Raw genomic sequence first — 20,662 nt, 5'->3', positions numbered from 1 at the left:
ATGGAACGGGTCTCTACCAGTGACGAAAGTCACGGTAGGGGCCCGTTTCTCGTTGCGTCCGGGTTTGTGAGGGATCGCACACCTGGGGACGGACGCAGAAGACCCCATCGGTGAGCCATCTCACCGATGGGGTCTACGGCTTTTCTTCAAGTGATGTCGTGCCGTTACCTGGGGGCTTGCCCGGCTAGGCGGCGGCGGGTGTGAGGTGCCCGGTCGGGGTCCAGGTCTTGGGTTCTTTCGTCTGACGGCGGTGGTGGGTGCGCCGGCGTGGTCGCTCGCCGCCGAGGGACAGAGTGTCCAGCCACTTTTTGATCTTGCGGCGGTTGGCGTGGGCCAGCTGGAAGGCGAGCAGGATCGTTTGCGCTGCGATGCCGCGGATGCGGCGGGAGCCGGCGGATTCGATGCCCTCGGCGAGGGGGTTCTTGGCGTAGCCGTTGTAGCCCTCGCCGCTGTTGCGGAGCCGGAAGTAGACCTTCTGCCATTCGGGGCCGCCGTACTCCAGGGCCTGCCAGTGCTTGGCGCCGGTCTCGGGGCTGATGGTGATGGGCCTCCGCGCGGGAGAGGTGCCCGTTGGGCGGCAGCGGTGAGGGATTCATCGCGTCCTTCATCGCGTGGAAGAGCCGGCGGACGACGGCGTAGGCCGCCTCGAACCCCCTGTCGTCGTCTTCGTATTCGCCGATGCCCAGCAACGTGCGCAGCCGCGGGCTGACGCGGAAGTACAGGATGTCGGCGACCCGTTCCAGGACGATCTTGCCGCCGGTGTCCTGGGTGCACAGGTGGAGGCCGGTCAGGAGGCTTCTGAGGTGCAGAGTGCGGCGTCGGCCGCGGGGCAGGTGGACGAACTGCTCGAGCAGGGCTACGAGTCCGCTTGTGTCCACCTCCTCGATCGCCGCTTGGACGTCGGCATCGGCGATAAGTCTGCGCTGCGCGCGCATGGCCAGCAGGCACTCGTGGCGCTCGCTGGGCTGCCCGCGGAACGCCGTCATCAGACGCCTCGCAGCAGTTGGGCTGCTTCCTCGGCCGGGATGGCGCTCAGGAACGGCAGGATGCGGGAGAGGCCGTGAAGTGTGTCGACGCCTGCGGCCGCCACGATGGCCGTGATGGGCAGCCGCTCGTCGAAGAGCTCGACCAGCCAGGTGGACCTCAGGCGGCCCATGACCAGGCGCGGGGCGTTGGGGCTCGGCTGGGTGCGGGCGAGGAAGTTCGTGACGGTGTTGGTGCCACGGCTGTGGCAGTTCTGGCGGAACAGATACTGGGCGGCGCCGGTCGTCTCGAGTCGATCGGCGGCGGATGCCAGGACGCCCTCCCAGCGGCGACGGCACAGGATTTCCCGTTTCCTGGGCCCACGGGTGCACACGACGACTGGACCGCTTCCGTTCGCGGTTCTGCGTACGTCGTGGAGGCGCAGGGGGATGACCTCCGGGGAGTCGAGGCCGACGCCGAGCCCGAGCGCCATGAGGGTCTTGCAGCCCCAGCGCAGCTCCTCGGTGGGCTGTCCACCGGCCCAGCCCCACAGGTCCGCGAGTTCGGTCCGGCTGTAGGGGCTGTTCGCGGCGGAGGCCGACAGCTTGGCGGGCTTACCGGTCCGGCAGTCGCTGCCCAGGACGACTTCGCGCAGCCGCAGGAGGCGGCTCCGGTAGTTGCCCCGGGTGCTCTCGCCCACGTTGGGGCATCCCACTGCGATGAAGCGTTCGATCACCTCTCGGGAGAGCCACACCTCGGCGGTACCGGGCAGTCCCTCGCTGTCGCAGAACAGAGCCAGCTGGGTGAGTGCGGTCATCAACTCCCGTGCCTTGTGCGGCAGCTGCGGGTCGGCGATGCGGACCACACGGCGTACTTCATCGCCGACGCGGCTCCACCCCGCGGGGGAGCCGGCCGGGCGGTAGGAATCAATGCGCTGACTCATCACATGCCGCCACACCAACACCCCGGCAGGCGGGGTGCTATTCGAATAACGTGTCTCCGTGGCAGCGGCCGCGCGCGACCGGGGAGGACCGGATGGGTCAGACTTCACCTCATGCCCCAAGGAGATGCCCGAAGCCTGCCGCCGCGCGCGTACTGCGTCAGCGGTGCGTGGCCTGAGGCCGTCATGGAGGAGCATCACGGCGCGCGTGTCGCCCAGGCGCTTGCTCTCAGGCTGAGGGCGGCCATCGACCGCAAGGGCTGGACCGTCGCGGAGCTCTCGCGGAACAGCGGCGTCGCGCGCTACACGATCAGCAAGGCCCTCAACGGGGAAGCGTGGCCCGATTTGCTGACCATCGCCAACCTGGAGAAGGCGCTGGAGGCGGACCTGTGGCCTGGCCGAGAGGTGTGACGGGGGCTGTAAAGCGGCTCCAGCGGTTCGCATGAAGTAGGTGAGGAAGGGTTGTTCGAAGCCGAACACGAAGCGGTCATCCCTTCGAGCGAAGGGCAGGACCAGATTTCGCCCAGTGCTACCGGCGGCACTCTGCCGTCCGTAAAATGCGACGTGACGAACTGATCCGGCGCTTTGGAAGGTTTTCGGTGGGGTTCGTCGCCACTGGCCGCCACCTTGGCCTCTACTCCTCGGTGGCGGCCTTCTCGCTGACTTCAGTCAGAGTTGTTTCTGCTGCGCGTACTGGTAGAAGGCATTCGGCAGTTTTGCGATCTTTCCGGATCGGTGCAGCGCGTCCATCGCCACGCGCACGCTCTTCCCCTTCTCGCTCTCGTTGAGGGCGTCTGCCATCTCCAGCGCCTTCCACAGCCTCTGTGGGTCCTGGCTCATCAAGTGGAGGATGCGGTCCTTGCGGGGTGGCTTTCCTCCTTCCGCGGCCTGTTGTGCAGGGCTCTCGTAACCGGGTTCGGGTCGGCGTGGCTCCGGGATGCCGGACTCACGCCACTCCTCGGCGATGTCCATCTGCTTCTTGAGCTGCCGTACCAGACGCAGCTCCATGCGCACTTTGTACGTGTCGCGCTGCCAGTTCCTCCTCCCTCTCCTCCAGGAGCTGGATGTACTTCTCCGGATTGCCGGCGACTTGTTCCCACGGAAGGTTTTCAATCACCGCAGAACCCTACCTATGAGAGGGCATAACTTACCTCTCTCGCAAGGGCTTCTTCACTCGAAGTAGCGACGTGAACAATTACCCTGACCGCTGCATGTTCGAGGCAAGGGCGAGGGTATCCAGTTCGGATGCCAGGCCTGTCATGGCGAGTGCCCGTGCTCTTGTCTGTGGGGTTGGTCCCCTCATTCATCGGTGATACCCGTCATGGTGCATGTATCAAAGCAAGGGGCAGTTACACTGTCTCTATGAATTACCTTTCAGGGGTGTAGTCCTTTCCGTGAATAAACGGTGAAGGAAACCAGGTAACCCTGTCTCAGGAGTCGGAGGCTTTCGTGGGACCAGGCCTGGGTCTCCACTGCCCCTGGGGACCTGGGCGCGGGGTGCTACCAACAGCCGTCGGGGATGATCACCTGAAGACGCACCAAGTCCTGGATGTAGGGTTCGGCCGCAGCGCCGGTCCGTACGCCCACTCCATCACGTCCATCCGCCACGGTGTGTGGCGGTGGTCGACGATCCGTAGGTCGGCGATCCGTTCTGCGATCCAGTCCCGGGAGGACGTCCGACTGAGCATGTACTCCGCTGCACACGCGGCCGCGGCGACCCGCAGCGGGTCGGCCCACAGCCCTCTCTCCCTGCGTGGCCGTGGAGCGCGGGCGCCTCGCAGCGCGTACAGAAGGACAGGATCTCCGCGCCGGAGCATCGACGGCGACAGGAGCGGGACAAGGACGGCGGCCAGAGAGACGAGTTGCCGGTCGTCCTGCGTCGGCGTTCCTTCGAGCCGGTTGTCGATACGTGACTGCAGGGCAAGGACAGCCTCGTCGCTGACGGGTACCGGGCGGCACATGGCCAGGGGGTGGCTGCAGCGTTCATCGACGCCATAGCGATACAGGCGGTCCTCGACCCTGCTGTCGCATCTTCTGGGTGGCACCCCGTCCTGGCCGAAGTGGACAGGGGGCTGACAGGCCTGGCACTCGCTGACCATGAACACGCCGTGTTTGACGCATGCGAAGGACCAAGGCAGCTTCCAGCGCAACGGCCAGCACTGTTCGTTCTGCCTCAGACACCGCGGGCACCAACGAGCCTCTGAGCCGTGGAACCACGCCCCCCTGTACCACTGGCCCAGGGCAGCACTGTCCATCCACGGGTTCAGTGGGAGGTGCGGAAGCGCGTTGCCGGCGTATCGGGCCAGCGTCATGCCGTGCAGGACTGGCACATCGATTCCGGTGAGCTTTGCGATCCTCCGGGCAACCGGGTCGGACAGGCGGATCTCCGCCATGGAAAGGGTGCCGAGCTCGCGTACCCGAAATTCACGCAGGAGAGCCTTCAGCTCCGTTCCTCGCTGCTCGGCCACCGCACGGACTCAGCTGGCGAGAGACTCCCCCTCCTCCGGCGGCAACGCTGGTTGCGTCTGCAGCGGTTCCGGCCGACGTCGACTGTCTGCATCCTTCTTGGCTGCTCCCATGCGGCAGATCTTTGGGCAGCCCGTGGCTGACGAATCCCCGGGACGTCGCAGACCACCGATCCGAGTGACCGTCGTGAACACACTGGGGTGGCGTGTCCGTGCTGTCACTCCGGTGGGGTATCCGATGTGCTATTCGAATAGCATCAAGGAAGTCTTGGAGCATGCGAGATGCCGAGCCGGAGGGCCGCGATGTCGTGCGACCCGTCCTCATCGATTCGCCCCACCGCAGACTGCTGCTCCTGCCGCGTCCGGTCGCGCGGGACGTCCTGTGGACTGTGCCGACGGTTGCCATACCGCGTGGTGACACTTGTCGCCGTGCGGCGAGCCGCTACCTGCGTCACGTCGCACGTCTTCCCAGCGCGCTCCGTATCCCGCCCCTCATCGGCCGACTTCCCCGCGACGCGTCGACCGGCGTTCAGTACCTCGTCGTGGTGCGGCCAGCCGTAGGAGGCTGGCCGGCGAACGTACGGACTGCCCTCGGCCTGTGCGGGCGATGGTGGACAACCGCAGAGCTTCGGTCGGCGGAGGTAACGCCTGACCCGGTACAGCTGCTCGACTTCATGGACGGCTACTGGGACGGGTGGCTGCCAAACGGAGTGATCTCGCTCGACTGACCCACACATCCGGCCCGTGGGGCACTCGACGGGTTGCTCGGGCGAGATCGTCTTGTGGTTCTGGCACGTGGCGGCAGCCTCAGCGCTCGGCGAGCCGGGCGACGAGGAGGCGAGAGGGCGCTGCCTGGATCGAGGTCGATCGTGGTTGTCTCGTACGGCATGCCGGTGAGGGCCAGTGGTTCAGAGGCCAGTGGTGGCAGCTCCGGTGTATGCCGCATCGAGTGCCTCCAAGCGGTCGGCGTAACCGGTGATGCGGGTGATCAGGCCGCCGGTGATGTCGTAGACCTGGTACACCGCCACGTGCGGACCTGAGGTCGGCAGGGCTCTTTGAGGGTGCAGGCCGAGGACGACGGCTGCTGGATAGGTGAAGATTTCATCGACCGTCACGCGCAGCCCGTCGGCGTGCAGAGCCGCGCAGCGGCTGAGGACGGCGGAGCGGCCTCGGCAGCCGGTACCGCCTCCTTCGGGCGTGCCCCACAGCACATTCGGGTGTATGACCTCGGCGAGTGACTGCCAGTCGCCGGTTTCCACGGCTCTGCGCAGTCGAGCGGTGACGTCGCTCGGCCCGGGACGGGGGCTGGATGACATGTGAACCTTTCCGGGCTGCGGGGCTGTCGGCGCACCGAAGCCCTCATGGCATGCGCGGAGTCGCGTCGTTGTGGATGGTGCCGGGTCTGTGGTCCGTGCTCACCCAGGCCGGGACCGAGGCGATTTGCCGCAAGGGCGGGCGCTGCCTCCCGGCGAGTGAGAGTCCGACGAGCCGACGTGCACCAGGCAGATCGGAGAGCCTTAGGGCGACGTGGCGGACCCGCAGGTCCCGCGGCGATCCGGGAACGAACCAGCGGGCGGCCCGGCGGGCGACGCGCTGCCTGTGCGTGATGACGGGCCGCCATAGCCGCTCGTAGCCATGCAGCGCATCTTCGATGCGGGAGGCGCGGGCGAGTTGGTCGGCCAGGACGTAGGCGCCGCCGATCGCGAGCGAGGCGCCCTGTCCGGCGAGCAGAGACACGGCCTGGCAGGCGTCGCCGATCAGCACGACCCTGCCGCGGCTCCAACTCGGCATGTCCACCTGTGCGACCTGGTCGTAGTAGACCTGTGGGGACGGTGGGCACTTGGCCAGGGCTCGGGGGACCAGCCAGCCGAGTGAGCCGTACTCGCCGCGCAGAGCGGCCTGTGTGTCCGAGGGAAGTTCCGGATCGGTGGCGCGGTGCACGGCGAAAACGGCGACCTTGCCGTCACGCAGGGCATACATGCCCATCTGCCGCTCAGCGGTGTCGGTGAGGCAGAACCGATCGCCGAGTTCCGCGTGCATCCCGGGGTCGTCGAAGGTGAACGCGGCGGTGTGATAGCCGAGGTGGCGCAGGTGACTCGCCTGTTCGCCGAAGGTCAGGGTGCGCACCGTGGAGTGGACGCCGTCGGCGCCGACGAGAAGGTCGGCGTCGATGCTGTCACCATCGGTGAGGGTGACGCGCACGCCATCCGCGCGGAGGGCGACATGGGCCGGACCCTTGCCGAAGCGCAGACCGACGGCGAGGGACAGCCGTTCGCGCAGGGCGAGTTCGAGGTCGGGCCGCATGATGGTCAGCAGGCGTCCGTTCATGGCGCGGGCGAAGGGGCCGTACCCGAGCCTGGCACGGCAGTTCCCGTGCTCGTCCAGGAATGCCGCCTCGGACACCGGGTAGCTGAGTTCTTCCAGCCAGGGCAGCACGCCCATGGCCTCGGCTGCGTCGTAGCCCGGGCCGAAGAAATCGATCATGTACCCCTCGGTCCGCGGCCGTGAAGCCTTCTCAAGGACTACGACCTCCCAGCCGAGCAGGTTGTGCAGACGGCCGGCCAGGGCCAGCCCCGCGATCCCGGCCCCGCAGATGACGACCCTCATCGGTGCGCACCGCCTTCCTCGCGCTCCACAGGCTGATCAGGGCGGGGCCATCAGGCACCCCTCCCACATTTTTTGCACTATGCAAAGCATGGAGTCAAGAGGGCTCCGTTCGGCAGGCGGAGGCGTCCCCATCCTTAGCGGAGCTGGGCAGCAGGAATCTTGACGCGTCTCTAACACCTCGCTGACGGACCTTTGACGTAGCTTTGACATCGGTGTGCCGGGAAGCCTGGTCGGCGAAGCGTCCTCATCCAATCCGTCCGTCAGGACGTACCGGAAGGTCTTCGTGTGACCCCCTTGAAGTCGGCAGCCGCCAGGTCCGTAGCCGCGCCTCCTGTCGTGCGCGGCCCGCGCCGTTCGGTTCTCTTCTTCGCGTTCGCCTTCGCGGTGATCGCGGATCCGGTCTCCTCGGTGGCGTACGCGATCGAGGCGGCCCTGCGTGCACTGCACGGCGACCTGGCACTGCTGCTGCCGACGATGAGCCTGGTCATCGGCCTCGTCGTGATCGTCACGGCGAACTACTGGCAGCTCGTGCGGAGGTTCCCCAAGGGCGGGGGCGCTGCCGCCGCCGCAGGACGGGCCTTCGGTCCGCGGTGGACGTTCCTGCCCATCGGCGCACTGGTGGTCGACTTCGTCCTGACCATCGGCATCTCGATCGCGGCTGCGGCGAGCGCGGTCATCGCCCTCTTCCCGGGCCTGGCCCCGCTCCGCATCCCGCTTGCACTCCTGCTGCTCCTGGTAGTGGCGGGACTGACCTGGTTCGGGCACGGCGGCCGGCTGCTGTTCGCCGTCATGACCGTGGCCTTCGTCCTCATCTCCGTCGCCGTCCTCGTGCTCGGCTTCACCGCACCCCATGCCACCGGCCACGCGGCCGCCACAGCCGACCCGGGCCGGTCGGCCGTCCTCGCCGTCGTTCTGGCCTTCCCGGTCGCCATGGCGCTGGCCACCGGAGTCGAGGCGCCGTCGACCGCGATCGCGCAGCTCGGCCAGCTGGACGACACCCACCGCCGCCGCTTCGGCCGTGGCACGCTCGCGCTCCTGCTGGTCATCGTCGGCGGCCTCACTCTGGCCCTCACCGCACTCGCCGTGCGCCTGCACATCGGCATTCCCGGCGCCGACTCCACTCAGATCGCCGACATCGCGCACGCCGCCGCCGGCCCGGGGTGGCTGTACGGAGCGTTCCAGCTGACCAGCTCGCTCCTGCTGCTCGCCGCGGCCAGCTCCTCGTTCCAGGCGGGGCCCGGACTGCTGAAGGCGCTGGCGGGGACGGCCGACCGGCCGGGTGTGCTGCCGCCGGTGCTCGGCCGGGCCAACCGGCACCACACCCCGTACTGGTCGGTGGTGGTCTACCTGGCTGCCGCCGCTGTGATCATCGTTGCGGCAGCGGGTCAGGAGCAGGAACTGGTCCTGTTCTACGCGGTCGCCGTCTTCGTCAGTTTCCTGGTCGGCCTTGTCGCCATGGCCCGCTTCGCCCGGCGGGAAAGGAAGATCGCCCTGGCTTGGGTCAACGGCCTTGCCGCAGCGGCCGTCGCCTTCACCCTCGCGGTGAACCTGCTGCGCGGCTGGCCGATGCTGTCCCTGGCCGCGACCCTGCTCATCGCGGCCGGCCTCTATGCACGCTGGACCCGGGCCGGACGTCCCGCCGACATCGAGGACGTCGAGGCGCGCGCCGAAGTGGACTGACGCCCGGGGAGGGGCCAGTCGTCATCGTCGCGAACGGCTGGTGGGCGGCACGGCGCACGCAACGCCGGCCCACGTGTGAAGCTGCCGCTGAAGACGTCGTCTCACAGCTTGCCCCTCACCCCGAGACGCACCCCTTGACTCGTTTTGCATAATGCAAAGGTGTGGAAGGGGATGCGATGAGTGCCATACCGGCGGCAACCGACGGGAAGCGAGTGGCCGACACGGCGACGGGCGGGTTCATGCCCAAACCAGCCCTCTCGGCTGTCCGGACCGCCCCGTGGGGCCTGATGGGACTCGCTGTCGTGGTGGGGGCCGGGGCCGGAGCAGGGTCGATCGTCTTCCGTTGGTGCATCAAGAGCTTCACGCACCTCTTCTCCGGTCACGCCGACTATGCGGCATCTCCGGGTGCCAGCAATCCGCATGCGTCGTGGCTCGGTCCGTACTTTGTGCTGCTCGCTCCGGTGATCGGCGGTCTGCTGTACGGACCGCTGGTGAACCGCTTCGCCAAGGAGGCCCGAGGACACGGCGTACCCGAGGTGATGCTCGCGGTCGCCCAGCGCGGCGGCCGGATCAGCCCCAAGGTCGCCGTCGTCAAGACCCTCGCCTCCGCCCTGACCATCGGCTCGGGTGGCTCGGTGGGCCGCGAGGGCCCGATCGTGCAGATCGGCTCGGCGCTCGGCTCCACGCTCGGCCGGGTGACGAAGGTGAGCGAGAGTCGGGTGAAGCTGCTGGTCGCGTGTGGCGCGGCAGGTGGCATCGCTGCCACTTTCAACGCCCCGTTGGCCGGTGTCTTCTTCGCCATGGAGCTGATCCTGGGGACCTTTTCGGCGGAGGCGTTCGGCGCGACGGTGCTGGCCAGTGTCACCGCGAGCATCATCGGACGGGCCGCCTTCGGTGACACGGCCTTCCTGAACCTGCCCGACTTCCATGTCGCCCACCTCGCCCAGTACGGCCTCTTCGCCCTGCTCGGCGTGGTCGCGGCCGCTGTCGGGATGGGCTTCGCGCGCTTCCTGTACCTGATCGAGGACGCCTGCGACTGGCTCTGGCGCGGCCCGGAGTGGCTGCGCCCGGCGGTCGGCGGGCTGGCGCTCGGCCTGGTGCTGCTGGCACTGCCGGAGATGTACGGCGTCGGCTACCCGGTCCTGGAGAAGGCGGCCGAGGGCGGGTACGCGGCCGGCTTCCTGCTCCTGCTGCTGGCGGGCAAGATGCTGGCGACCAGCCTGACCATCGGCATCGGCGGCTCGGGCGGCGTCTTCGCACCCAGCCTGTTCATCGGCGCGATGCTCGGCTCGGCGTACGGCACAGGCGTCCAGCATCTGCTGCCCGGTTCGGCCGGAGCGGTGGGGGCGTACGCGCTCGTCGGCATGGGCGCGGTGTTCGCCGGGGCGGCGCGGGCACCGATCACCGCCGTGGTGATCCTCTTCGAACTCACCGGCGAGTACTCGATCATCCTGCCGTTGATGCTGGCCATCGTGCTGGCCACCGCCACCAGCCGCCTGCTCTCCCGCGACACCATCTACACCCTCAAACTGCGCCGCCGCGGCATCGACCTCGACGGCCCGGCACCGGGGGCAAGGATCGGCGCCCAGCACGTCGGCGCCGTCATGGAAGCGCTGCCCTCGCCTCTGCCCGCGACCACGGCTCTGACGGACGCCGCCGACCTGCTCGGCCTCTCCGGCCACGGAGCTCTCCCAGTAGTCGACGACGCAGGGAAGTACCTCGGCGTCGTCACTGCCCAGGCGGTGGCCGAGGCCCTCGCGGAACAGCCCGACGTGACACCTTCGACCGTCGGACAGCTCGCCGAGCCACCCGCTCCGGTCACGACCGACCAGCCGCTCGCGCAAGCCTTGCACGCGCTGCTGTCGGCCGCCGGAACCGGCCTACCCGTCCTCGACACCAACCAGGGCAAGCCGGTCGGCTGGCTCAGCCACCAGAGCGCACTCCGCGCTGTGCACACAGCATCCTGAGCCAGGCTGTCACCACCACGGACTGCGCCCGCCCCTGCTCCGGCAGCACCCCAGAGGCGGCCATCCGCAGTCGCGCGACGGCGGAAATCCAGGGGGCGGACATATACAAATGGGACGTAGCCTTGCATGATGAAAAGGTCGTGCCGCGAGAGGAAGGCGAGTGGCCGCCATGTCGTACCAACTTCAGTCGACGGGGTCGCCCAGGCATCCTCCCGACCTGACCGGGACGCGAGCCCTCCGCGAGCAGACGGCAACGAACAGCCGGACAGCGGCCGCCGGGGCGTTCGCCCTGCTGGCCGGTATCTACGCGGCGATCTCGCCCTGGGTGGTCCACTTCTCCAGGACCAACCCGAACCTCACGGCCACCAACCTGGTCCTGGGGCTCGGCGTCGCGGTGCTGGGCTTCGGACTGCACCTCGCACCGGAGCGGATGCGGCAGCTGTCCTGGACCATGGTGCCGCTCGGCATGTGGTTCATCGTTTCACCGTCGTCGGTGACGGCCGCCTACAACGTGACTGCCGGGGTCGTTTGGAGCAACAGCTGTACGGGCGGCATGGTCTTCCTGCTCGGCCTGATCGCCACACATTCGCCCTGGGCAGAGTCCTGACGCCATCACGAATCGATCCGTCGGTGTATGAGCCCTGACCATATGGCATCATGCAATCTTTACCCATGGCAAGGGTTCTCTTTCTGTGGCGGTGCCGTACCCCCTGACATCCACCGTCTGCACCAGGGGGCACCATGCGCTTCCCGCGCGGCACCATCGGGACCGTCTTCATCGGCGGAGCGCTGAGCGCGACGCTCGCGGCTCTCTTCTACCCGAGCATGCTCGGGATGCAGTACACCTCCGGCAATCCCTCGCGCGTGATCGCCGACACCCCGTACGGCCCGCTCACCGAGGCCGACCGGGACTTCGTCGTGAAGGTCCGTTCCGCCGGACTGTGGGAATTCCCGTCCGGGGAGACGGCCCTGCAGAAGGGCACGTCCAAGGCTGTACACACCGCAGGCCGGCACCTGGTCATCGGGCATGCCGCGCTCGACGCCACCTGCCGTCGGATCGCTCCGCAACTCGGCATCACCCTGCCCAACCAGCCCACGCCGCAGCAGCAGGGATTCGTGGCAACCCTGAAGTCGGACTCCGGCAGGCAGTTCGACTCCGACCTGGCCAACATCCTGCGCGTGACCCACGGCCAGATCTTCCCGGCCATCGCCAAAATCCGCGCCACCACCAAGAACACCCTGGTCCGCCAGCTGGCCAACCAGGCCAACGACGTCGTACTCGACCACATCACGGTGCTGGAGAACACCGACCTGGTCGACTTCGACCAGGTCAACTTCCAGGAGACGACTCCGCCGAAGCTTCCGGCCGCTCAGGTCACCCCGCCGGCACCGCTGCCAGGGATCCCGTGGTCGCCCTCATACCCCCGGCCGGGGTGCCGACGAACACGGCCACGCCTGTGCCCGCCGTCACCCCGACAGCCGGATGACACGACCGTGTGGCGCATGACACATATCAGAGTGCAATTTTTACCCAGGGCAATGATCGGTCGCGGCGGTGCGCACGTACCCCTTGGCGTACAAGCCGCTCGCGTCTGGAGGCTCCATGCCTTTGTCCCGCAACACGATCGGAACCGTCGTCGTGGTCGGCGCGCTCGGAGCGACCATGGCCGCTCTCGTGTACCCCGCCATGCTCGGGGTACAGAACACATCCAGCGATCCGGCCCGCATCATCGCGAACACCCAGTGGGGGCCGCTCACCGAGGCCGACCGCGACTTCGTCGTGAAGGTCCGCTCCGCCGGTCTCTGGGAGTACCCCCTCGGCGAGCTGGCGCTGAAGAGGGGCTCAACGCCGGAGATGCGGGAGGCCGGCAAGCACCTGATCGTCGGTCACGCGGGGCTGGACGAGCTGTGCCGCAAGATCGCGCCCCAGCTGAACATCGCCCTGCCCAACCAGGCCACCCCTCAACAGCAGCAGTTCGTCGCGACCTCGGCGGCTCAGTCCGGCAGGCAGTTCGACAGCACGGCCGCCAACATCATGCGTGTGACTCACGGTCAGATCTTCCCGACGATCGCCAAGATCCGCGCCAGCACCCAGAACACGTTGGTTCGTTCGCTCGCCGACCTGGCCAACGACACCGTCCTGGACCACATCACCGTGCTGGAGAAGACCGGCGTGGTGAACTTCGACCAGGTCAACTTCCAGCAGACCACCCCGCCGAAGCTCCCCAAGGACCAGCTCACCCCGCCCCCGCCGCAGCCCGGTGCGCCGATGGCCGCCCTCACACCCCGCCCCGACCTGAACATCAACACCGCGTCGCCCAAGCCCACCCCAGCGGTCGGCTGATCAAGTGCGGGCGACACCGCCTCCAGCAGGGTTCGGTGCATCGGAGGGGTCGGGGAGCCGATAGGAGCGCACCACGGCGACCAGACTCGCGGCCACGAGGGCGGCGCCCCACGGGGCCAGGTCGCGCAGCGGACCCGGCACGCCGACCTCTGCCTCCACACCGCGCGTGGGCACCCGCCCCTTGGGGTCGTAGACAACTGCGAGCGCGTCTCCGGGCTGGGTCGCCTGCCCGCAGCCTCGCCAGATGCGGACTTTGAGCAGTATGCCGTCGGGGTCTGCCACCGAGCAGAGGTACCGGCCCTGTCCGCCGTTCGTCGCCCGGCCGTCTTCGACCGACGTCACCACTACGGACTGCACGCGTCCCCGCTCCGCCAGCACCACCCCGGCGGCCGCCTGCGGAGCCTGGAGCGAGAGGCACACACCGAGTACCGCGGCGATGCCGACCATGGCGCGTCCGGCCCCCAAGGAGACCAGATACAGGGCGAGGGCTGCCGCGCAGACCAGGCCCGCCTCGCCGTCGGCGAGCGGGGGCCTCCCCGTCCAGGCACCGAAGAGCGTCGTGCCGACGATCGCCACGGCGCCGAGGGTCCCCACGAGGAGTCCCTTCGCAACCAGCCGCCAGGGCGGTAGCCCTATGAACTCTGAGGGCCCCCACACCGAGGTGCGCAGATGCGTCATCAGGTGGCGCTCGGCAGAGCGCGAGGGCCGACGCCTTCGGCGCACAGGTGTCACCCCCGCATCCTTCCCATACGTCAGCGACCGCCGATGCAGCCTCCGGCGCGGGACGGTCGGCCTGGCCCGGCCGGACGCATTCACGTGCCGCACGTTGCCGAGGTCCGGCAGCGAGGCGTCGGTTCATAATTCCCTTGCATTATGCAAGATCTGTGGGGTTCGGAAAAGAGCATCCGGGAAAGCGGTAGCGCCGGCTGGGAAGAGTCAGGCGTCGAGCGCCAGCGCACTGTCCACGACCCAGCCCAACGGGTGCGGTTCCGGGGCGTCCAGAGCGGGAGCCGGGGGCTCTCCGCCCGCCTTGTTGAAGGCGTTGAGGGCTTCGATGAGCGCGAGTCGCTGCGTCGGGCCGAGCCGTGAGACGATCTCGGCGATCTCGGCGCGGCGCCGGGCGGTGACGTCCTCGACGGTGCGCCGGCCTTCCTCGGTGAGTTGCAGCAGGGTCTCGCGCCGGTTGTCGGGGTTGGTCTGCCGGTCGGCGAGGCCGGCCGCGATGAGCCGGTCGACCATGCGCATGGCCGTCGACGGCGCCACCTGGAGCAGCTCGGCGAGCGACACCAGCTTGGTGGCGCCCCGGGTGGACAGCACGACCAGCATCCGGAACTGCGGGAGGGTCACGCGCTCCTCGACCTCGGCGAGGGAACGGGCGGAGACCGCCACCAGCAGCCGGGACGCGGTCAGGACCGCCCGGGTGACCGCATCAACGTCGTCCATGGTCCCCGCGGGGATCTCGCGCTCCGGCATGCTTCCTTTTTACCGTGCTGGGACTGTTGCCATCTCACTCGATGGGAACAGATTTTCCTTTCACGTGACCGTGGTAGCGGAGCAGCAGCATCGCGGCGTCGTCGTGGAGCGGTCCGGCCGCATGCCGCACCAGGTCCTCGCGCAGCCCCTGGAGGGCGCAGTCCGCGTCGGGCTCCGTGAGCAGGTCCGCCCGGTCGCCAAGGGGATAGAAGGAACCGCCCGCATCCCGCGCCTCGCTGACGCCGTCGGTGTACAGCAGCAGCTGCTCGCCGGGCGCGAAGGACACCCGATAGGGCTTCGGGCCTTCGAGCCCATGGGCGCTCAGCCCCAGAGGAAGGGCGTAGGCGGTCGGCTGCGGGAAGTCTGCGGTGCCGTCGCGACGCACCATCATCGGGGCGGGGTGGCCGTAGTTGAGGAAGACGACCTCATGGTCCTCTCCGATCTCGGCCAGGACAGCGGTGACGAACTTCTCCCCTCCCAGCTCCCGGGCGACGCTCCGCTCCAGGCGCTCGCCCAGCCCCAGCAGGTTCGTCGTGGGCCGCCTCCCGGAACGCGCCGAGCACCACGGCGGCGGTCTCCACGGCAGCCAGCCCCTTGCCCTGCACGTCCCCCACGGCCTGGTACCAGAACCTGTAGGCGCAACCGAAGACCGTGATCCAGCTGGGCAATCGGCACCACACCGTCACGGCGCACTTCCTCTCGCCGGACGAAGGTGCCGAGATCATGGAGCGCTACGGCCGACGGCACCCTCGGGCCGCGCTGCGCCTGTGCGCGTTCATGGGTATTCCGGCGGACGGCACCGACGCCGGTTTCCAGGAAGTGGGCCGGGCCATCCCCTTCGTACGCCTGGATATCGACATCGACCCCCGGTTGCCGTGAGAAGCTGTGTCACAACCTCTTTCCGCAGGTCACCAGGGGTGACATGGGAGTGATGCCGGGGGTCCCGTTCGGTTTGACGTCGATGGTCGGCGGGCGCGGTGAGTTCGGCGGCGTCGCGGCTGAGCCGCTGTATCTCGTGCACCGTGAGGATGACCCGCCAGTTTGGCCATCACTCCCTACGGGCGTACGCGGATGACTGTCTTCCCGCTGCGTCGCGTGGTCGGGTTGAGGGCACCAACGGCATCATCCAAGCTTGCGACGTCACCGATGTTTGTCCGCAGCCGTCCGTCCCGCACCCGCTGCACGATCTCACCCAGTCCGGCACGATCGGCCTCGACGACGAAGTCCACCGCCAGGCCGTCAGCGGGCCGCGCCTCAACCGGGCCGACGATGGACACCAGCGTTCCTCCGGCCCTGATCAGGGCAGCGGACTGCTTCTGAACTTCGCCACCGATGACATCGAAGACCAGATCGACGCCGCCGACGTCTTTCAGCGCGTCGTTCTCGAGGTCGACGAACTCATGCGCGCCGAAGTCGAGTGCCTTCTCACGGTCGGCGGCGCGTCCGGTGCCGATGACATAAGCGCCGGCCTCACGTGCGAGCTGGGTCACCATCGTCCCGACTGCCCCGGCTGCGCCATGGGCGAGGACGGTCTGGCCGGCCTGAAGGCGGCCGTGCTGGAACAGCCCCTGCCACGCGGTCAGTCCTGAGATCGGCAGGGACGCGCCTACCGTGAAGTCGACGTCGCCGGGCAGCGGTGCGAGGTTGCGTGCTTCGATCGCCACGTACTCCGCCAGGGTGCCGTCGCGGTGCCAGTCGGCGAGGCCGAACACCCGCTGCCCGACCGACAGCCCCGTCGTGCCGTAGCCGAGGGCGGTGACCACTCCGGCCAGCTCGTGGCCGGGGATCGACGGTGTCTTGTCACGGCCGGCGCGATCGGTCCAGGTCGATGGCCACTCCATCTCAGTGGGGACGAAGCCCGATGCATGAATCTGAACGATGACGTCATTGATCGCTGCGGGCGGCTCAGGCCGCTCCGTCAGTGTCATCCCGGCCGTTCCCGCGGCCTGGTCGGTCACCACAATGGCTTTCATTGAGACTGTCCCCTTCCTCGTATGTGTTGTGGACTTTGGTTTCCGGGTGGGTGTTCAGACGAAGGTGAACAGCTGGTCGGCTTCGAATCGCGAGATCGGGTTGGTGTACACCCTCTCCGGGTCGGCATCCACGCGATGGACAGCCCGGTGCAGCCTCGACGGGTCCAGGAGAATCAGCGCCCAGAACCCGATGACCAGCACGAGCACGGCTGTGAACGTGACTGTGGGGAAGCGGAGGGCGGCTTCTGCGATCTCACGCACGATTCCACCGTATTCCTCCCATGACGGGAGGTGCCGGTGCCACCCCTGTACCCCCAGGCCGATCCGCGACCAGCTCAGGAAAAGGCGAAGTAGCGCAGCCACACATAAGCGAGGGAGAGAGCCACAGTCACGGCGGTCACGACGAGGCCGTACTTGGTGAACTGCCAGAAGCTGATGGGTTGGCGGTTGCGTTCGGCGATGCCGAGGACGACGACGTTCGCGGAGGCGCCGATGGCGGTGGCGTTGCCGCCGAGGTCGGCACCGAGCGCGAGGGCCCACCACATGACGTGGTCGCTCGAGCCCCCCATGTCGCGGACCAGGTCGCTGGTGATGGGTGCCATGGTGGCGACGTACGGGATGTTGTCGACGATCCCGGACAGGACCGCCGAGCCGCCGAGCAGGGTGAGGGAGCCACCCAGTTCGTTGCCGCCGATCAGATCCGCCAGCCAGTGGGAGATCTCGCCGACGACCCCGGTGTCGATGAGTCCGCCGATCATGATGAACAGGCCGGCGAAGAAGGCGAGCGTGGGCCACTCCACCTCGGCCAGGACCTCGTGCGTTTCGACCGCTGTAGCGGCGACGAGCAGCCCCGCGCCGAGCAGCGCGACGATGCTGGGCTCGTAGTGCAGCACCGGGTGCAGGACGAAGCCGGCCACGACCAGGGTCAGGACGACCAGCCCCTGCACCATCAGACGCGGATCCTTGATGGCCTCGCGTTCCTCCAACGCCATGATCTCCGCGGCACGGTCCTCGTCATAGGCGAAGGACTTGCGGAACATGACCCGGCACAGGACGAGAAGCACGACCACCAGGAACATGGCCAGCGGGGCGAGGTGGACGATGAAGTCGTTGAAGGTGAGTCCCGCGCGGCTGGCGATGATGATGTTCGGCGGGTCGCCGACCAGGGTCGCTGTGCCCCCGATGTTCGAGGCCATGACCTCGGCGATGAGGAACGGTGCCGCGGGGAGCGCCAGACGCTCGCACACCAGCAAAGTGACCGGGGCGACCAGCAGCACGGTGGTGACGTTGTCCAGCAGCGCGGAGGCCAGTGCCGTGATGACCACGAGCATGGCCATGACCCGGAAAGGTTTCGCCCGAGCACGCTTGACCGCCCAGATCGCCAGGTACTCGAACATGCCGGTCTTCTTCAGCACGCCGACGATCATCATCATGCCCATGAGCAGGAAGATGACGTTCCAGTCGATGCCGGAGTCCTCGGAGTAGAACGCCGAGACGTCGTCGGTCGCCCCGATCGCCAGCATCAGTCCCGCGCCGCCCAGGGCCACGGCGACGCGGTGGATCTTCTCGCTGATGATCAGGGCGTACGCGCCGACGAAGACGACGATCGCTGCCCAGCTGTGCCAGTCGTTCATGGTCCTCCGGTTGCTGCGTGGGTTTGCGGTACCGGGCGTGTGGGGGCGTCCGTGTCCTCGCCGTCACGCCCGTCCGGAATGCCCGCGAGGTCGTCGACGTCGAAGGCACGGGCGATCGGCACGTCCGTGGAGCTGTGGGCGACGATCGAGAAGGCGATGCAGACCGCGATCAGCGTGAACGCCTCCTCGGCCTGTGGGATGCCGGACTGCAGCACCAGCAGCCCGTACACGAAGGAGAGCGGCATGCCCAGGCCAAGGGCCCGTGCCGGGTTTCGCCAGTTGGCGCGCAGATTCGGCAGCGAGACGTGCATGCCATCGGTGAAGAGCACGGCGAAGAGGGCGAGGTCGGCCGTCACAGAGACGATCTCACTGTCCGGTGTGATGTGGATCAGGCCGAGGAAACCGTCGCTGACCAGCGTGCCACCGGCCAGGAAAAGACGTGGACAGCACAGTCCGAGCCGCAAGGCCCGACAGCAGCACTGCCACGAGCAGCGCAACACCGAACACCACCACCAACACCATGACCGAGCCCCCGATCGGAAGAGAGAGTTGTCCTCAACTCGCCGACCAGACTTCCCGGCACACCACCGGGGACCTTACCTTCCTTTGACGCGTCTTTAACAGGTTGTTGGCAGGCGCTACGGACGGCGCGATGTTGCCGGTTTCCGGCAAGCGAAGGGCGGCCCGCCGGGTGACCTGCATTACCAGCGCCGGCGGGGAGACCTTCTTCCGAGCTTTGTTCGCGGCACGTCGCCACAACAGCCGGGTTGCGGTGACATGCGCCAGTCCTCAGGTCCGTGCGGCGCTCACCCAGCTCGGCCTGGCCCCTCTCCTGGACATTCGCGGTACGCAGGACAGGGGTGGCTCATGACGTCGCCGAGCCGTGGGAGGTGGCGGCGAGCAGCCGCTCCAGCAGATGGGAGGCGGTGATCACACCGAGCAGGCGGCTGCCCGCCTTGTTCTTCTCCACCACGGCGACCAGCGGGCTGCGCACCTGCGCCATCTGCGCGGCGACCTCCAGGGCGGTGTCGTCCGGCGCGGCAACGACGGGTGGCGGCGCGGTTTTCGACAGGCACTCGTGCACCTTGCGTCCCGCCAGAGCCTCACACAGCCGGTCGGCGTGGCGTTCGTCGACCACCGCCGCAAGAGTGGGGTCTTCGATCACATAGGCCGGCACCAAAATCTTGATCATCTGGGAGGCGGGCAGGATCGCCGCCGGCGCGCCTTGCGCATCGACCACCAGCAGCGCGGGCAGTCGGTGTTCGGCCATCAGCCGTGCGGCGTCCAGCGCGTCGCTGTCGAGGCCGACCGTCTCGTACTCCACCGCCAGGTCACGCGCACGCACGTTCGGCTCCCGTCTCAGGCCTGTTGCACCGACGGCCGGCCTGTGCGGTCGTCCGTCGAAACAGGCTGGCTGACGTATCAGCACGATACAACCGGCAGGTGCAGGGCGTGCGTCGTGAGGATGCGGCCGGGCGCGATGACGTCGCTCACGAGGGGTGCGACAGGCTCTGGCTAGGACAGAGGCGATCCTGCCCCTCTCAACATGGTGATTCCGTGTCAGAGCATTCAGGGAATGATTTCTGGTGCGTGAGGGTGGCAAAGCATCGGTGCCCGCTCGTCCACTGGTCGGTGACGCTGAGTGCAAGGTCCTCGGCGACCCTGTGGAGCGCTCGTCGTCCGAGCCGTGCCCAGGGAAAGAGCGGACCGCTCTGGCCGTGGATGTCCTCGAACCGGGCGGTGCACAGCTCTTCGACGTCATGGGGGTCGACCTCGACGACGAGGCACCCGGTGGGGGCGACGAGCTCGCCGCAGCGGCGCAGCAGGCCGTGCGGGTCGCCTCCGATGCCGATGTTGCCGTCGATGAGCAGAAGGGTCTGCCAGACTCTCTCGGCGGGCAGCCGGTCGAAGACCGATCGGCAGAGTGCGAGCCCGCCCAGGGCGCAGGTCAGGGCGACCGCGCGGGGTGTGATGTCGACCCCGAGGGCGAAGACTCCCCGGTTCAGGAGTGCTCTGCACATGCGGCCCGGGCCGCAGCCGACATCGAGGACGGGACCGGCGCAGCGTTCCAGCACAGACTTGTCAGCCACCGTGGGCTGATCGTGCCACCGGTGGACCGGCATCCGGATCCGGCGCCCGTCGACCAGGCGTAAATACACCGGTCCACTGCCGGATCGCAGGGCCAGCGCGTAGGGATCCTCGTCGGCGTCGTACAGCTCGTCCTCGTCCTCGTCTGTTGTCACGGTGCGGCGCCATGGCTTGAGGCGGGTCGGCTCTCGTCGCCGCAGCCGGCCCGCCGCACGCGGCGCAGTCTCAGCGCGAAGGCCACCGCGGCGGCGGCGAAGAGCACGCCAGTGATCGCCAGCCACCGGCCGAGGTAGACGTCATCGGACAGCCCGGTGTCACCGGGGTAGGGGACCGCGAGACGGAAGACGAGGGGGAACCAGACCAGCAGGAGCAGACCCGAGAGGAAGGCGGGGACGCGCAGGTGGTTGATCCACGGCACCGTCGGTCCGTCGGTGGCTCGGTGACGCAGTACGGAGAGGGCCGACAGGTCGGCCAGCGAGTACAGGGGCAGGAGGATGAGGTCGTGGAGGATCGCCGCGCCGACGAACC

The 20,662-nt window shown here is 68.1% G+C and carries 20 protein-coding genes and 3 pseudogenes; 8 read left to right on the top strand and 15 right to left on the bottom strand.

The window, feature by feature from the left end; translation table 11 throughout:
- Positions 1-611 precede the first annotated feature (611 nt).
- Positions 612-1,064: a hypothetical protein gene (locus AB0H32_RS10050; protein WP_361117136.1), complete on the top strand. Its 453-nt coding sequence runs from the start codon at positions 612-614 to the stop codon at positions 1,062-1,064.
- Here the strand turns inward: AB0H32_RS10050 and AB0H32_RS10045 are convergent.
- Positions 986-1,906 carry a hypothetical protein gene (locus AB0H32_RS10045; protein ID WP_361117133.1) on the bottom strand — a complete coding sequence of 307 codons (921 nt, stop codon included), beginning with the start codon at positions 1,904-1,906 and terminating at the stop codon, positions 986-988. The genes AB0H32_RS10050 and AB0H32_RS10045 overlap by 79 nt on opposite strands.
- A gap of 111 nt (positions 1,907-2,017) precedes the next feature.
- Here AB0H32_RS10045 and AB0H32_RS10040 point away from each other — a divergent pair, with 111 nt between their 5' ends.
- A complete protein-coding gene (locus tag AB0H32_RS10040; protein WP_361117130.1) occupies positions 2,018-2,314 on the top strand; it encodes a helix-turn-helix transcriptional regulator in 297 nt (98 codons plus the stop codon).
- 258 nt (positions 2,315-2,572) lie between these two features.
- Here the strand turns inward: AB0H32_RS10040 and AB0H32_RS10035 are convergent, their stop codons facing one another.
- The 4 genes from AB0H32_RS10035 to AB0H32_RS10020 all read right to left on the bottom strand — a co-directional run bounded on the left by AB0H32_RS10035 (position 2,573) and on the right by AB0H32_RS10020 (position 6,975).
- Entirely contained in the window at positions 2,573-2,911 is a 339-nt protein-coding gene (locus tag AB0H32_RS10035; RefSeq protein ID WP_361117127.1) for a hypothetical protein, read from the bottom strand.
- 515 nt (positions 2,912-3,426) lie between these two features.
- Positions 3,427-4,371, bottom strand: a complete 945-nt coding sequence (locus tag AB0H32_RS10030; protein ID WP_361117124.1) for a TniQ family protein — start codon at positions 4,369-4,371, stop codon at positions 3,427-3,429.
- 905 nt (positions 4,372-5,276) lie between these two features.
- Positions 5,277-5,684 carry a nuclear transport factor 2 family protein gene (locus AB0H32_RS10025; protein ID WP_361117121.1) on the bottom strand — a complete coding sequence of 136 codons (408 nt, stop codon included), beginning with the start codon at positions 5,682-5,684 and terminating at the stop codon, positions 5,277-5,279.
- A gap of 43 nt (positions 5,685-5,727) precedes the next feature.
- The gene (locus AB0H32_RS10020; protein ID WP_361117118.1) at positions 5,728-6,975 is read right to left on the bottom strand and encodes an FAD-dependent monooxygenase; all 1,248 of its coding nucleotides are present in this window, start codon (positions 6,973-6,975) and stop codon (positions 5,728-5,730) included.
- Between the two features lie 285 nt (positions 6,976-7,260).
- Between AB0H32_RS10020 and AB0H32_RS10015 the strand changes: the two genes are divergently transcribed.
- From AB0H32_RS10015 to AB0H32_RS09995, 5 genes and pseudogenes are all read left to right on the top strand, one after another.
- Positions 7,261-8,655 (top strand): amino acid permease, encoded by a 1,395-nt coding sequence (locus tag AB0H32_RS10015; protein WP_361117115.1) that lies wholly within the window; start codon positions 7,261-7,263, stop codon positions 8,653-8,655.
- Between the two features lie 287 nt (positions 8,656-8,942).
- The gene (locus tag AB0H32_RS10010) at positions 8,943-10,622 is read left to right on the top strand and encodes a chloride channel protein (protein ID WP_361117299.1); all 1,680 of its coding nucleotides are present in this window, start codon (positions 8,943-8,945) and stop codon (positions 10,620-10,622) included.
- Positions 10,623-10,791: 169 nt separating this feature from the next.
- A complete protein-coding gene (locus AB0H32_RS10005) occupies positions 10,792-11,229 on the top strand; it encodes an SPW repeat protein (protein ID WP_361117111.1) in 438 nt (145 codons plus the stop codon).
- A gap of 134 nt (positions 11,230-11,363) precedes the next feature.
- Positions 11,364-12,109: pseudogene (locus AB0H32_RS10000) on the top strand (DUF4142 domain-containing protein).
- 116 nt (positions 12,110-12,225) lie between these two features.
- Positions 12,226-12,966, top strand: coding sequence for a DUF4142 domain-containing protein (locus AB0H32_RS09995; RefSeq protein WP_361117108.1), 741 nt, complete (start codon positions 12,226-12,228; stop codon positions 12,964-12,966).
- On the opposite strand, the gene AB0H32_RS09990 is transcribed toward AB0H32_RS09995, so the two are convergent.
- The 3 genes and pseudogenes from AB0H32_RS09990 to AB0H32_RS09980 all read right to left on the bottom strand — a co-directional run.
- The gene (locus AB0H32_RS09990) at positions 12,967-13,560 is read right to left on the bottom strand and encodes a hypothetical protein (protein WP_361117105.1); all 594 of its coding nucleotides are present in this window, start codon (positions 13,558-13,560) and stop codon (positions 12,967-12,969) included.
- Between the two features lie 342 nt (positions 13,561-13,902).
- Positions 13,903-14,439 carry a MarR family transcriptional regulator gene (locus AB0H32_RS09985; protein ID WP_361117102.1) on the bottom strand — a complete coding sequence of 179 codons (537 nt, stop codon included), beginning with the start codon at positions 14,437-14,439 and terminating at the stop codon, positions 13,903-13,905.
- 34 nt (positions 14,440-14,473) lie between these two features.
- Positions 14,474-15,053: pseudogene (locus AB0H32_RS09980) on the bottom strand (PP2C family protein-serine/threonine phosphatase); the annotation flags it as partial.
- 1 nt (position 15,054) lies between these two features.
- Here AB0H32_RS09980 and AB0H32_RS09975 point away from each other — a divergent pair.
- Positions 15,055-15,318, top strand: a pseudogene (locus AB0H32_RS09975) (nitroreductase/quinone reductase family protein); the annotation flags it as partial.
- Between the two features lie 176 nt (positions 15,319-15,494).
- On the opposite strand, the gene AB0H32_RS09970 reads toward AB0H32_RS09975, so the two are convergent.
- From AB0H32_RS09970 to AB0H32_RS09940, 7 genes are all read right to left on the bottom strand, one after another.
- Positions 15,495-16,412, bottom strand: coding sequence for an NADP-dependent oxidoreductase (locus tag AB0H32_RS09970; protein WP_361117099.1), 918 nt, complete (start codon positions 16,410-16,412; stop codon positions 15,495-15,497).
- Positions 16,413-16,466: 54 nt separating this feature from the next.
- Positions 16,467-16,673, bottom strand: coding sequence for a hypothetical protein (locus AB0H32_RS09965; protein WP_361117096.1), 207 nt, complete (start codon positions 16,671-16,673; stop codon positions 16,467-16,469).
- A gap of 74 nt (positions 16,674-16,747) precedes the next feature.
- Positions 16,748-18,046 (bottom strand): ArsB/NhaD family transporter, encoded by a 1,299-nt coding sequence (locus tag AB0H32_RS09960; protein ID WP_361117094.1) that lies wholly within the window; start codon positions 18,044-18,046, stop codon positions 16,748-16,750.
- The gene (locus AB0H32_RS09955; RefSeq protein WP_361117091.1) at positions 18,043-18,510 is read right to left on the bottom strand and encodes a cation:proton antiporter; all 468 of its coding nucleotides are present in this window, start codon (positions 18,508-18,510) and stop codon (positions 18,043-18,045) included. The genes AB0H32_RS09960 and AB0H32_RS09955 overlap by 4 nt, the downstream gene beginning before the upstream one ends.
- A 401-nt stretch (positions 18,511-18,911) precedes the next feature.
- Positions 18,912-19,391 carry a CBS domain-containing protein gene (locus tag AB0H32_RS09950; protein WP_361117088.1) on the bottom strand — a complete coding sequence of 160 codons (480 nt, stop codon included), beginning with the start codon at positions 19,389-19,391 and terminating at the stop codon, positions 18,912-18,914.
- Between the two features lie 196 nt (positions 19,392-19,587).
- Positions 19,588-20,289 carry a class I SAM-dependent methyltransferase gene (locus tag AB0H32_RS09945; RefSeq protein ID WP_361117085.1) on the bottom strand — a complete coding sequence of 234 codons (702 nt, stop codon included), beginning with the start codon at positions 20,287-20,289 and terminating at the stop codon, positions 19,588-19,590.
- Positions 20,286-20,662: hypothetical protein (locus AB0H32_RS09940; protein WP_361117082.1), on the bottom strand; the 377-nt coding region annotated here is incomplete at its 5' end. The genes AB0H32_RS09945 and AB0H32_RS09940, both read right to left, overlap by 4 nt.

This window comes from Streptomyces sp. NPDC020362, assembly GCF_040642095.1.
GTDB lineage: Bacteria > Actinomycetota > Actinomycetes > Streptomycetales > Streptomycetaceae > Streptomyces.
The sequence above is the reverse complement of the archived record's forward strand: the minus strand, read 5'-3'. Positions and strand labels throughout refer to the sequence as shown.